This is a genomic window from Flavobacterium sp. (assembly GCF_025352425.1).
Lineage (GTDB): Bacteria > Bacteroidota > Bacteroidia > Flavobacteriales > Flavobacteriaceae > Flavobacterium.
This window is the reverse complement of record NZ_JANXTI010000071.1, coordinates 37006-50757: the sequence shown is the minus strand read 5'-3', so window position 1 is coordinate 50757 and position 13752 is coordinate 37006. Positions and strand designations below refer to the sequence as shown.

13 protein-coding genes are annotated in these 13752 nt (G+C 35.6%); 5 read left to right on the top strand and 8 right to left on the bottom strand.

What is annotated here, in order from left to right; all coding sequences use genetic code 11:
* On the bottom strand, positions 1-2120 hold a 2120-nt coding region (locus tag Q0Q99_RS09565), incomplete at its 3' end, for a choice-of-anchor L domain-containing protein (RefSeq protein WP_293894883.1).
* A gap of 127 nt (positions 2121-2247) precedes the next feature.
* On the opposite strand from Q0Q99_RS09565, the gene Q0Q99_RS09560 reads away from it, so the two are divergent.
* From Q0Q99_RS09560 to Q0Q99_RS09545, 4 genes are all read left to right on the top strand, one after another.
* Entirely contained in the window at positions 2248-3144 is an 897-nt protein-coding gene (locus tag Q0Q99_RS09560) for a NifU family protein (RefSeq protein WP_293894880.1), read from the top strand.
* 97 nt (positions 3145-3241) lie between these two features.
* Positions 3242-5266 carry a thioredoxin domain-containing protein gene (locus Q0Q99_RS09555; RefSeq protein WP_293894877.1) on the top strand — a complete coding sequence of 675 codons (2025 nt, stop codon included), beginning with the start codon at positions 3242-3244 and terminating at the stop codon, positions 5264-5266.
* Between the two features lie 47 nt (positions 5267-5313).
* Positions 5314-5673, top strand: coding sequence for a hypothetical protein (locus tag Q0Q99_RS09550; RefSeq protein ID WP_293894874.1), 360 nt, complete (start codon positions 5314-5316; stop codon positions 5671-5673).
* 62 nt (positions 5674-5735) lie between these two features.
* A complete protein-coding gene (locus Q0Q99_RS09545) occupies positions 5736-6569 on the top strand; it encodes a mechanosensitive ion channel domain-containing protein (RefSeq protein WP_293894872.1) in 834 nt (277 codons plus the stop codon).
* Between the two features lies 1 nt (position 6570).
* Here Q0Q99_RS09545 and tsaB read toward each other — a convergent pair whose 3' ends face one another.
* Genes tsaB through Q0Q99_RS09530 form a run of 3 tightly spaced genes read right to left on the bottom strand, consistent with a single transcriptional unit; the run spans position 6571 to position 9908 of the window.
* The gene (tsaB, locus tag Q0Q99_RS09540; protein ID WP_293894870.1) at positions 6571-7236 is read right to left on the bottom strand and encodes a tRNA (adenosine(37)-N6)-threonylcarbamoyltransferase complex dimerization subunit type 1 TsaB; all 666 of its coding nucleotides are present in this window, start codon (positions 7234-7236) and stop codon (positions 6571-6573) included.
* 11 nt (positions 7237-7247) lie between these two features.
* Entirely contained in the window at positions 7248-8573 is a 1326-nt protein-coding gene (locus Q0Q99_RS09535; RefSeq protein WP_293894867.1) for an efflux RND transporter periplasmic adaptor subunit, read from the bottom strand.
* Positions 8574-8576: 3 nt separating this feature from the next.
* The gene (locus tag Q0Q99_RS09530) at positions 8577-9908 is read right to left on the bottom strand and encodes a TolC family protein (protein WP_293894864.1); all 1332 of its coding nucleotides are present in this window, start codon (positions 9906-9908) and stop codon (positions 8577-8579) included.
* 163 nt (positions 9909-10071) lie between these two features.
* Here Q0Q99_RS09530 and Q0Q99_RS09525 point away from each other — a divergent pair, with 163 nt between their 5' ends.
* The gene (locus Q0Q99_RS09525; RefSeq protein WP_293894861.1) at positions 10072-11463 is read left to right on the top strand and encodes a DUF4403 family protein; all 1392 of its coding nucleotides are present in this window, start codon (positions 10072-10074) and stop codon (positions 11461-11463) included.
* A gap of 9 nt (positions 11464-11472) precedes the next feature.
* Here the strand turns inward: Q0Q99_RS09525 and Q0Q99_RS09520 are convergent, their stop codons facing one another.
* Genes Q0Q99_RS09520 through Q0Q99_RS09505 form a run of 4 tightly spaced genes read right to left on the bottom strand, consistent with a single transcriptional unit; the run spans position 11473 to position 13681 of the window.
* Positions 11473-11751 (bottom strand): hypothetical protein, encoded by a 279-nt coding sequence (locus Q0Q99_RS09520; RefSeq protein WP_293894858.1) that lies wholly within the window; start codon positions 11749-11751, stop codon positions 11473-11475.
* Entirely contained in the window at positions 11741-12334 is a 594-nt protein-coding gene (locus Q0Q99_RS09515) for a DUF420 domain-containing protein (protein WP_293894855.1), read from the bottom strand. Before Q0Q99_RS09515 ends, Q0Q99_RS09520 begins: the two co-directional genes overlap by 11 nt.
* Positions 12327-13010: an SCO family protein gene (locus Q0Q99_RS09510; RefSeq protein ID WP_293894853.1), complete on the bottom strand. Its 684-nt coding sequence runs from the start codon at positions 13008-13010 to the stop codon at positions 12327-12329. The genes Q0Q99_RS09515 and Q0Q99_RS09510 overlap by 8 nt, the downstream gene beginning before the upstream one ends.
* Before the next feature lie 11 nt (positions 13011-13021).
* A complete protein-coding gene (locus Q0Q99_RS09505) occupies positions 13022-13681 on the bottom strand; it encodes a hypothetical protein (protein WP_293894850.1) in 660 nt (219 codons plus the stop codon).
* Between the last annotated feature and the right edge of the window lie 71 nt (positions 13682-13752).

Genomic DNA, 13752 nt, shown 5'->3' with positions numbered 1-13752 from the left:
ATCACAACATTCGGATCTGTCGAAATCTCCGGATTCTTAATCACCAGATTGAAACAATAAAGACCATCATTGTTTAAGCTGTCATCACAAACTACGTAAGGAGTTGGATTGTTGATTGTTGGTGCTGTGTTTACGGTGACTGTTGCCATCCCTACTTCAGGCTGGGTTATTGTTCCTGCGGCAGTCGTGGTTGTAGCACTTACTAAATTATAAACAGTGCTAACGTTTAATGGAAGTGTAATATCAAAATTAGTTCCTGAACCATTTAAAGTAATTTGCCTTGGATTTCCATCCACAGTATAATCAACTATTGCATTTGGTGTTCCTGTAAAAGTTATAGTAGCTGAACCGCCAGCACAAACCGTAGTTGGCGATGCAGAAATGGATACGAAAGGCAATGCTACAACAATCAATTGAAAACTCACTATTGCAACATTATTAGGAATACTATTTTGAGATAAAACAGCATAAATTATCTGCGGATCCGATGTGTTTGGGAAGTTATTGATAACCGTTATTGGATTAGTTCCAGCAGTTGCATCAGCTAAAGTAAGATAGTAAGTAACGGTGTAATCCGCTGGTGAATTTGCTCCATATATAATTGTAGTTTGCGGAGTAAAATCAAAAACAGAAACTCCTGAACCAGGTGTCGTTTCATATTGAACCAAATCTGGTGGCGTCACGGGAATAGGTGGCATTACACACAAACTAGAGTCGATGTGTAAAGCAAATTGCACAGTAGAAATACAACCTGTGGCGTCATCTTCAACTGCTACATATATTATTTCTCCGTCGGAACCATTATAGTTTGCAGGGGTTAAAATGGGAGATGCTAATTGTTGCGCCTCTGATAACGTATGATGAAATGTAATAGGATTAGACAATCCATTTAAAACAGTAGCACTGTTATTTGTTAAATTAAAAGGAGCACTACATAGTGTTAAATCACTTGGAGTACCAAGTGCAAGTGAAGGAATATATTCAACAATCATAGAATCCGATTGTTGACATCCGCCAGGATATGTAAGCGTAACTGTATAAGTTCCCGCCTGAGTAACAGTATAAAGATTAGAATTGGTGCCAACTGGAGTTACACCTTGCGTCCAACTGTAAGTTACACCCGGAATTGCAACATTTCCCGCTTGTATAATAACCGTTTTTGAACTGCAAATCGCAGTATTGTCAGCGATAGTAAAATCGCGAATTCCTCCAAACTCAGTACCTGTTCCAACTAAATCAGCAGTTCCAATATCAAAACTTCCGCCTCCTAAAAAAACAGCAGAGTCATATAAATCATCATTCCTATCAGCAATAACAAGTTTAATGTGATATAAATTATTCGGAATTACTGCCGATGTTGCTGTCATTAAAACTGTTTCACCATTAAAATTGGTCGCGGCAGCAGCAGCAACCGCTGGGGATGAGTCATTAAAATTGCCAAAATAGGTAGGGTTTGTTGACCCACAATTTGTTCCAAAACCTGTGAAATAAGCACCATCACGGATAGTTACAACTGATATTGGAGTTGTAGTACTAGGAACCAAAGCCAAATTTGTAGGCGTTGATCCTGTAGTTACATTCGTCAGAAAAAAAGCAAATGCATCAGAGTAAGCACATTGATAGTCTCCATACTCTTCAGAAGCAAAGAGAAAATCAAAACTCATCATTGTAGTCAACGGTGTAAAATCAAATTCCAAAATAGTCGCATTATTATAATCCACCAAACCAGGGTCAATTCCTAATCCGTTAATATAATTATATAAATCTGCATCACCGGGCCAATTGCCAGCTTGCTGTATTGTATCGTTTGGTCCTGGGGCATCTAAAGCATCCCCTGTACTCAAAACAACTCCCGAAGACAAAGGAAAATTAGGGTTTGTATTTTGGAAAAAACCTATCCCATTTGATGAGCCAAAACTACTCCCATCACTTGCGCCGCTACCGGTACTCCAAGTAATATTTGATACGGTGCCAACACAGGAAGAAGTGGGGCTCCCCGAGGCAAATAAAACATCCTGAACAAGTTGCGGAACAGTATAGGTAGTATTATTGACTGATATTGCTTGAGAAAAGGAATTAAATCCCCAAAGAAAAGTAAAAAATAAAAATAAATTTTTCATTAATATGATATTTCAGAAGTGATTTAAGAATCAAAATCACTCGATATGTTAATTAATTGTTTAATTGTCCAAATATAACCATTAACAAAATAACTTTATTAAATTTGCATAAAAATACACTTTTCCGATGAAAATCAGCATAAAAGAAACTCAAAATTCAGCGATATTAAAATTTGAATTTCCGGAATTTATAACTCAAAACGAGAGCTTTGAGTTTAAAAACATTGATGAGGCTAAAAATTCACCTTTAGCACAACAACTGTTTTATCTGCCTTTTGTAAAAACTGTTTACATCTCCGGAAATTTCGTAGCTATCGAACGATTTAGCATTGTGGAATGGTCAGAGGTTCAGGAAGATGTTGCCGAACAAATTGAAAACTTTGTTAATAATGGTGGTGTAATTGTTCTGCCAAATGAAAATCTAAACAAAAAACAACCAATAACTGTTTATGGTGAAACCACGCCTAATCCCGCTTCACTTAAATTTGTGGTCAATAAAGCGTTGACAAAAATAGCAGCAGAATTCAAAAACATTGACCAAGCAAAACCATCACCTTTGGCACAGGAACTATTCAAGTTTCACTATGTAAAGGAAATTTTTATTGCCGAAAATTATGTTTCTGTAACCAAATATGACAGCATTTCGTGGGAAGAAATCACATTGGAAATACGCACTTTTATTAAACAGTTTATAGAAAACGGTGGAACTGTCATTGATGAAAGCCAAATTGTAAACACTGAAACACAGGAAAAACAGATAAATAAAAACTTTGAAAATCTTGACACTACGTCACAACAAATCATCAATATTCTCGAGGAATACGTAAAACCTGCGGTCGCTGCTGACGGCGGGAATATTCTTTTTGATTCGTATGATGAAACCGAAAAGCGTGTAAAGGTAGTGCTTCAGGGCGCCTGTAACGGCTGTCCTTCTTCAACCTTTACGTTAAAAAGCGGTATAGAAAATATGCTGAAAGATATGCTCAACGATAAAGATATTGTCGTCGAAGCAATAAACGGATAGGAGCTATTCCCGCTTTTCGTTCCAATCTTTTTATCTCGTTTTTGTCAAAACAAGATAAAAAGGATTTCCACTGCAATCGGGGCTAAAAAAATCTGCCATGAATGAACTACATCTCGAAACCAGCCCATACTTACTGCAACACGCTAACAATCCTGTGTATTGGAAAGCATGGAATCCTAATTCTTTGGCTTTAGCCAAAAAAGAAAACAAACTAATAATTGTCAGCATTGGTTATTCTGCCTGTCATTGGTGCCATGTCATGGAGCACGAAAGTTTTGAAGACCATGAAGTAGCTTCAACAATGAACGCTAATTTTGTCAGTATAAAAATTGACCGTGAAGAACGTCCCGATATTGATGCTGTTTATATGAAAGCCGTTCAAATAATGACTGGTCACGGTGGCTGGCCAATGAATGTAATTACACTGCCTGACGGAAGACCGATTTGGGGAGGAACGTATTTCAGAAAAAATGACTGGATAAATTCATTAGAACGTCTTCAGGAAATTTATACCCAACAACCACAAACCATTCTGGATTATGCCGAAAAACTAAGCGAAGGTCTTCAATCGCTGAGTATTATTTCAAAAAACGTTGCAGAAGCAAGTTTTAGTTTTGAAATTCTGGAATCCTTGGTTTCAAAATGGCAAAAAAGTTTCGATTGGGATTTTGGCGGAATGGCTCGTGCACCCAAATTTATGATGCCAACCAATTATGAATTTCTTCTGCGTTTTGGCCATCAAACAAAAAATCAAAATGTATTGGATTTTGTAAATCTAACCTTGACCAAAATGGCTTACGGCGGATTGTTTGATACACTTGACGGCGGATTCTCGCGCTATTCCGTCGATATGAAATGGCATGTACCTCATTTTGAAAAAATGCTTTATGACAACGGACAATTGGTTTCACTGTATGCCAATGCGTATAAATTGACCGGCAATCAACTTTATAAAGAAATCATTGAAAAAACATTGCAATTCGTAGAAAAAGAATGGTTGACAACCGAGGGAAGCTTTTATTCCGCACTTGATGCAGATAGTTTGAATACAGAAAATCATCTCGAAGAAGGCGCTTTTTATGTTTGGACAAAAACCGAATTAGTAAAGTTGCTTCATAATGATTTCGAGTTGTTTGCAGTTGTTTTTAATGTGAATGAATATGGATTTTGGGAACACGAAAATTATGTTTTAATACAAAATCAATCATTATCGGCAATTGCAAAACAGCAAGATATTTCATTGGAAACTTTGGTACAAAAGAAAAAAAATTGGGAGCAAATCCTTTACACAGAAAGAGAAAAACGAAACAAACCAAGACTCGACGATAAATGCCTAACCTCATGGAATGCGATTATGCTCAAAGGTTTTGTTGAAGCCTATAAAGCGATTGGAAATAAAAAGTATTTAGAAATTGCTTTGCAAAACGCGAACTTTATTGTCAAGGAAATTTGGGATTCGGAAGGAAATCTGAAACATAGTTACAAAGATGGAAAAGCAACTATAAACGGTTTTCTTGAAGATTATGCGCATGTAATTCAGGCGTTTATTTCTTTATATGAAGTAACTTTTGATGAAAACTGGCTGCAAAACGCCAAACAATTAACTGATTATGCTTTTGACAATTTTTATGATGTCACCGCGCAGTTTTTCTCCTTTACTTCGCATCAGGATGAGGCACTAATTACTAAACACTTTGAAGTGGAAGACAATGTGATTCCGGCTTCTAACTCGGTTATGGCGGATGCTTTGTTTAAATTGAGTATTTATTTTGAGAACAGTCATTACGAAAATGTCTGTTACCAAATGGTTCAAAATATAATTCAGACGGTTGATTATCCGTCAGCTTTTTCAAATTGGTTGAATGTGTTTTTGCATTATTCGGAACAAAATAAAGAATTGGCAATTTGTGGAAACAAGGCTTTGCACTATTTAGAAAAAATAAATAAGAACTATTTACCATACATTCTCGTTGCAGGAAGCGAAACGGTGACAAATCTTCCGTTTCTTAAAAATCGATTTGCGGAAAATGAAACTTTATTTTATTTATGTCAGAACAAAGCTTGCGACCTCCCAACAACGGATTTTGAACAAATTATAAAAGAAATTAAAGCAAAAAATTAGAAAAAATTTGTACTATTGTTAGTAGTAACCAATTAAAAACAACAACCATGGGATTAGGAGACTTTTTAAAAAATTTGTTTGGCAGTGCAAAAGAAAAAGGGGTAGATACCACTGAAAATTTTGCCCAAGAAGCTATTGAAAAAGTAAAAGAAATGGCAGAGCCAATGATGGACAAAGTAAATGAATTAGCCGATACCGCTAAAGAAAAAATAACCGAATATGTTCCGCAAGCCGGCGATACTATTGATAACATTGTAGATTCGGCTAAAGAAAAAATAAGTGAAATTATCTCTACTGCGGAAGAAACAGTAAAGGAAAAAGTGAGTTCGTTTACCGATGACGCTTCTGAACATGCTGAAGAAGCTGTTAAAAATGTCACAAATCGTGTTGAAGAAGATGCTGACTAATTAAAATTATTATTTTTGCATTGCATAATTATCCCGATTCGTCGGGATTTTTTTATCATAAAATGGAAAAAAGCGAACTTCTCAATATTCATTCCTTTACGGAATATATCGATCAATTTATTAAACTTTCAATTGATTATTCACCAAAGCTGATTATGGCTTTGATTATTCTTTTCATTGGATTGTATGCTGTTAGGCTAATCAACCGGTTGGTAAGAAGGATTATGATTAAGCGTGAATTAGACCCAACATTGTCAACCTTTTTAGCAGATAGTTTACTCTGGACATTGCGCTTTTTACTTTTTATTACTTTCATTTCAAAATTAGGCATAGAAACTTCGTCGTTTGTTGCCATTCTCGGAGCTCTTGGTTTGGCTGTTGGATTATCTTTGCAGGGTTCGTTATCCAATTTTGCGGGTGGAATGCTGATTATTTTATTCAAACCTTTTAGAGTTGGAGATTCTATAGAAGCACAGGGCGTAGCCGGAATGGTAAGCGAAATTCAAATTTTTGTAACCAAATTAATTACAGGAAACAATCAGACTATTTTTGTTCCGAATGGAATTCTGTCTAACGGTGTTATAACTAATTTTTCGTTGGGGAAAAACAGAAGAGCCAACCTGCTATTTAATATTTCATACGAAACGAATATAAAAACAGCCAAAGACATTGTGATACAGGTTTTAGAAAAGCATCCTAAAGTCTTAAAAACTCCGGCACCAACTGTGGTAGTTAATCTCTTGACAGATACTGCAATTCAGTTATCAATTCGTCCATGGTCTAAAAACATCGATTTTAGCGACATGTGTTCGGATGTTTTAGAGGAATGCAAAGAAGCTTTTGATAAAGCAGGGATTGTGATTCAATCTTTTGCAAAAGAAATTCCGAAGAAATAATTTACTTTGATTTTGCCATCATAAAATCCTTCAGATAAAAAGGTTCAAAATAAGCCACATTTTCAAATTCATCTTTGATAAATTTTTCGTAGCTCAGGGAACTCATTTCATTTGCCGAAGGAAAAATTATTTCGGGAAGGAAAGTAAAGTTATCTTTAGTTAAAACCGTTTTGCACTTTTCCTGGCAATCGCCAACAAAATAAATGGGCTCGGTTATTTCAGCATAACTTTTTTCAGTAAGCACTTCCGCTTGTACTTCCATTATTTGGACGTGCTTATTATCAAAAACGGCGCTGTATACTTCCATTCGTCGCGCATCAAGCATTGGAACAATTAAACCATTCTCGACGCCAACCTGCTTGGCTAAAACCTGCAACGTATCAACAGCTATTAACGGAATTCCAAGCGCATAACACAAACCTTTTGCAGTAGAAACTCCAATACGCAAACCGGTATAAGAACCCGGGCCTTTGCTAACAGCGATGGCTTTTAAATCGCTGACAGTTATGGATGTTTCCTTTAAAATTTCTTCGATAAAAACATGAAGTTTCTCGGCATGGGAATAACCTTGTTCGGCTATTTCCCTGCATAAAATAGTTTCTCCATTTTTTGCTAAGGAAACTGAGCAGTTTCTGGTTGCTGTTTCTATATTCAGAATGTAAATCAAAGATTCAGGATTTAATTAGTAGATACAGTAATAGAAGTTTCTTTTTTATCTTTTACATCAGAACTCTTTTTCAAAGTAACTTTATCACCCGAATTTAAGTCTTTTGTAACTGTTGTATATGGACCCACAATGACTACATCGCCTTTCTTTAAGCCGGAAGTAACCTCGATGTTAGTGTCATCCTGAATTCCGGTTTTCACAATTCTGATTTTGGCTTTGTTGCCATCTTTTACAAAAACACATTCAAATTTCTTGTCACTTTTTGCGGTAACTTTTTTGTCTTCACCTTCCTCTTTTACCTCATACCTTTTGGTTGCCGCCGTATCTGATTTTACAACAACAGCGCTAATTGGAACGCCAATGACTTTCTCTTTTCTTTTCGTAATAATATCAACAGTTGCCGTCATTCCAGGTCTGAATGGTGAATAGGTTGCTAGTTTTCCTTCCAATAAATCCTGATATGATTCTTTTAAAATTCTAACTTTTACTTTAAAATTCGTTACCTGATCAGCCGTTGTTGCTGCGCTCGCCGAATTAGAAATGCTGGTAACAATACCTCTGAATTCCTTTTTTAAATACGCATCAACCTGGATTTTTGTGCTGTCGCCAATGCTGATTTTTACAATATCATTTTCGTTGACACTCACTTCAACTTCCATATTATTAAGGTTGGCAACACGAAGAATCTCCGTTCCGGTCATTTGTTGTTGTCCCAAAACACGTTCCCCTAATTCCACACCAAGTGACGAAATAGTCCCATCCGCCGGAGCATAAATAGTTGTTCTGCCAAGGTTGTCTTTTGCTTCTTTTACTGTTGCATTTGCGCTTTGCACATTATAATAAGCCAAGTCTTTGTTGGCTTTTGCTCCATCAAAAGTCGCCACTGCTTTATCCCAATCTGACTTCGAAATGATTCCTTTATCAAACAAGGTCTTGCTTCTGTCATAACTTGCTTTTGCTTCCTTGAATGTTGCATCAGCCTGACTTAATCCTGCTTTTGAACCTGACAAATTTGAAATAGTTCTGTTATAACCTGAAGTATATAAATCCGGATTTATCTTAACCAACAAATCGCCTTTTTTTACTACTTGCCCTTCTTTTACAGGCAAAGCGATAATTTCTCCCGATACTTCCGAAGATATTTTTACTTCAATTTCTGGTTGGATTTTGCCGGTTGCGGATACGGTTTCTACAATGGTTATTTCATCAACTTTTGCCGTTTCAACTTCTTTTGAATCATCATTACCGCCAATAATTCCTTTTGACTTTAAAGTAACAAGCACTATAATTAGTGCGATAACAACTCCAACTAGTATATAAATTTTCTTTTTTGACATGGTTTATTGTTTTTGAATAATTGGGATTCCAAAATAAAATTCTAATAATTTAATTTTAAAAATGTAATCGTATTTTGTTCTTAAAACTTCAGATTGAGCATTTTCATAGGCTAATAAAGTCTGACTATAATCGAATGAATTCAACAACCCTACATCATAGCGTTCTTTTGAAAAATCGTTGGCAAATTTGCGTGCTTCAGAAGTTTTAAGAGCCGCTTCATAAGCCGCTTTTGCTGTCATCAAATCATAATACGCTTGAAATACAGTTCTTTCCAAATCTAATTCCGATTGATCTAAAAGCAATTTGGTTTTTTCCTGACTGATTTTACTTCGTTGAACTCTGCCACGAGTAGCAAATCCATTCAAGATGGGCACATTCAATTGTATACCAACATTCGTCCCGTCAAAGGTAGAAAGCTGATCGACAAAACCAATAGGAATGCTTTGAGACCAACGTGTGTTGTAACTTGCAAAACCTGAAAGTGTTGGCAAATAACCTGCTCGGGAAAGTTGGACATCTTTTTTGGCAATATCAAGATTGGAACTTGCAATTTTTATATCATTGACCACTTCCTTGGCTTTTTGCATAATTGCCTCAGGAGTCTGAAGCAGAATTGTAGTGGGCGGGATATCCATTTCTGATACTGCAACATCAAAATTAGCATAATCTTCTAACAAAAGGGTTTGCGCCAAAGCTAATTTAGAAATCATTAAAGTGTTTTCAGCTACTATAATTTGTTGTTCCTGAGACGCATAAGTTGCATTCAAATCATAAATATCACCAGCCGGAAGTGTTCCTGCTTGAATTAATTCCTTGGTTCGGAATAGATTTTCTTTAGTTATTTTATTTTGGTTAACTAAAACCTTCAATTGCTCTTTGTTAAATAAAATTTGTAGATAAGAATTGGCAACAGAAAGGGCAATATCGTCTTTCATTTTGTCCACCCTGTAAGTGTTTGCCAATTTGTTGAGCTTTACCCGTTGCAGATTTTTCCAGTTTAATAACCCGTTAAACAAATTCACACTTGTATTGATATTTGCCGAAGCAGAACGGAACGATTCGTTTTCAAATTGATTTGTTGCCGGATTAATGTTTGCACCAGTATTGATTCCATAACTTGCCGAACCGCTAACATTTGGAAGAAAGTTTCCAAGAGCTTCGAGTTTTTCGACATCCGAAATTTTTAAATCCAGTTCAGATTGTTTGATGGAAATGTTGTTTTTCAAAGCATACGCAACACATTCCTCAAGCGTCCAGTTTTTGACCTGAGCATGACCAAAAAAACCTAAAAGCAAAATAAAAAGAAGAGCAATTTTTTGTAAGTTACATTTCATAATAAAACTGGTTTGCAAGCTTCAATTTTTTAGTAAGCAAATATATGATTTTGTCTTTTTATTCTTTATTTAAAGAGATACAAACTTAGACTTGACTTTTTTGATAATGTTACAGGATTATTACATTTTTTACTTTTATTTTTGCCAAAAAATATTTGTATTTATGGCAACATTCAGAGTAACTCTTTTTGTCCTGTTCCTTTCGCAGTTTTTCAATAGTTGTTCTACTACCCAAAAGATTGAAGCCTTAAAACCGCTCCCTTCCGATGATACACCCATGGTTTACAACACCAAAACATCGTTTGTCAATATGCCTTTGGAAATTTCCTTAACAGAAATTGAAAACCAGTTAAACAAAACGCTGAACGGTCAGATTTATGACGATTCCAATTTGGATGATGATAAAACTGAAATGAAAATTACAAAAACGGCACCCATTCGGCTTGTCATGAAAAACGGCAAAATACAAACCACATTACCCTTAAAAATTTGGTCCCGATTTAAATACGGAACTGATTTCATGGGTTTAAACGATACCCGGGAAATTAATCTGAATGGAACCATTACACTGATTAGCGATGTAAAATTGTCGAATTGGAAAATGTCGACTACCTCTAAAATTGATGATTTTGAATGGTCTGAAAGTCCGACAATAATAGTGGCCGGAAAAAATGTTCCAATTACTTATATCATCAATCCTACGCTTTCTATTTTCAAATCAAAAATTGCAAAAAAGATTGATGATGCCATTGAAAAGTCATGTGACTTCAAGCCCTATGTACTTGATGTTTTAGAAAAAATGAGCACGCCATTTTTAACCAGCGAACAATATCAAACGTGGTTCAAATTGATTCCTTTAGAGGTTTATGTAACCGATGCCGTTTTGGGCAAAAGCCAAATCAATATGGATTTAGGATTGAAATGCAATATGCAAACCATGGTTGGTTTAAAACCAAAAAACAGTTTTGACAGAGATGCTGTTCAGTTTAAAGCGGTAGCTAAAATACCAGAAAAGCTCACCGCAAACATTGCCGCCATTTCTACTTATGAAAGTGCTTCCAGAATCATTTCCAATAATTTTAAAGGAAAAGAATTTGCCGCCGGCAGTAGAAAAATAGTTGTTCAGAATGTATCGCTTTGGCAAAAAGACAGTAAGATTATTATTGGACTAGATATGACGGGAAGCATTAACGGAACCATTTATCTTTCGGGAAGTCCAAATTATAACGCGGTAACCAAAGAGATTTATTTTGAACAAATGGATTATGTTTTAAACACAAAAGGACTATTAACCAGAACCGCCAATTGGCTATTACAGGGTGTGATTTTGAAAAAAATTCAAGAAAACTGTCGTTATTCTATAAAGGAAAATCTGGAAGAAGGCAAGAAAAGTTTGTTGCCTTATCTGAATAATTATTCACCAATGAAAGGTGTTTTCGTTAACGGAAGCATGAATGATTTTGATTTTGAAAAAGTAGAAGTAACCGATAAAGCTATTATTGCATTTATTACAACGACTGGGAAAATGAACGTGAAAATTGACGGAATGGATTAATTCGGAGAATTATTCTTTAGAAACTGACTTCTTAAAATACATCCTGTAAATCGCAAAACCTATTACTGCCACAATTATATAAGGGACAGCCATCAAGAAAACAATACCGTCATTTACGGCTTCTACTTTCGTTTTATTGCCTTCACTTTCCAAAGCCGCGCGGCACATGGCGCATTGGGCTGCAGCAGAAAGAGAAAAGAAGCAAGAAGCAAGAAGCAAGAAAAAAGTCTTTTTCAAACTAAACGTTCTTGGCTCTTGGCTCTTGGCTCTTTCTTCTTTAGTTTGCATAATAAGGTGAAATCATTAAATAGACAATAACTCCTGTTATTGCTACATACAACCAAAGCGGGAAAGTAATTTTTGCTATTTTTTTATGCTTGTCAAATCGGGCTGCTAAGGCTCTCACATACGTAATCAATACCAAAGGAATAATTATAATTGACAACGCTATATGGGTAAGCAAAATGAACAAATACACCTCGCGTGCTATACCAGCATTTGTTTTTTCTGTTGCATCTAAAATTTTGTTGCCATCAATATCGCCATAAACTGTTGAATCTGCAGTCATGTGATACGCCACATACATTATTAAAAAAAACCCGGAACAAGCAATAGCGGTGGTCATAAATCGTTCGTGCACTTTTTGGTTTCCGTTTTTGATTGCCATTACTCCCATAACTAAAAGTAAGGCGGTAAGACCATTTATGGAGGCATAAATTGGTGGTAAAAAAGAAAGTGGCTCCACTTCAATGCCAAAATCCTTTAGCTTCACTGTAAACAAAACAGCTACGGCAACCGGTATTAGTATTGAAATCAGAATTATGGGAAATCTAAATCTTTGTTCCAGCGTTTTGTTGTCTGATTTATTCATTTAAGAGTTTTTTTATGTCTTCTGTAATGGCTTTTACCCCTTTTTTGTCTAATCCGTCATAATACAAGATTGGATTGTTAAAATCATCTCTTCTGCAACGAATATTTCCCTTTTTATCAATCAAAGCAAAAAGTCCGGAATGCTCAAATCCGCCTTTGATATTTTTATTTTCCCCGGCATAAAGATTAAATCCTTTGTTAGCGATATTAAAAATATACTCTTTATCTCCTGTTAATAAATGCCAATTGGAAGATTTTACGCCAAGTGTTTTAGCATGCTCTTTTAATACTTGTGATGAATCATGCTCCGGATCAATAGATATAGAAGCAATCCCAAAATTAGGGTTTCCAAAAAACTCGTTCTGAATATCCACCATGTTCCTATTCATAACCGGACAAATGGAAGGACAGGTTGTGAAGAAAAATTCTACCAGATATACTTTGCCTAAATAGGTATTGTTGTTAACCTTTGTTTCGTTTTGGTCGGTCAATTCAAATTTGGGAGCCGGCCCAATTTTAACTAAACCTGTTTCTCCGTTTTTATGATTAGAAACAGCGTCAAGTCTGTCGCCCTGTACTACTGTTTCGCTTTTTATTCTGTTGATAATTTTCGGAATGAAGATGATTCCAAAAACCAACACTACAAATGATAATCCGATATAAGATTTATTCTTCATATGATAAAAATCTAAAGTTCTTTTGTAGCGTTATGGTTCTTTTTAAGCGCGGCACGGTATTCATAAATGATGATTTTCATATCGTCCATCATCTTATTATAAAGCTCAGAAACAAAAATGGTGTTGTATCCTTCTTTATATTCGGGTGTTCCCTTTTGATCTTCTCCTTTTCTGCCTCTCAGGTTTCTTTTTTTGTCAATGATAAAGACATTTGGCGTTGCTAAGGTAGTATCGAGTTTACCAACCAATTGAAGTTTGTCGTAAAAAGCAACTATATCATTAGGTGAAGCAAAAACGAATTTCCATCCTTTGTGTGTTCCCAATTGCTTTATGTCTAATTTTAGTAAATCCTCAACCTGTTTTTGTGTTCCATCGGGTAATACCATGACCACTTGAAAATCCTTGAAATCCTTATATTTATCATAAATGATTTCATAAAGATTAAAGAAACTCCCTTTGTGCTTCATAACATCAGTTCCTATAAAGCCAAGTATCGTAATCTTATTGGTTAAGGCAACCGGTTTATTATCGAGGGTTTTCCAGGTGTTGACTTCAGGAACGTTTTTGGTAATGGTGGGCAAAGAAATAAAACTATTCACACCAGAAGCAAAGAAAAGATAGGCAACTATGGGTAAAACAAACAAGACAAAAAGGACAATATTTTTTTTCATTTGGATTGTGAAAAATGATGTACAAAAATAAAAAAATCCCGACGTGTTATCTAACTCGACGGGACTTTTTT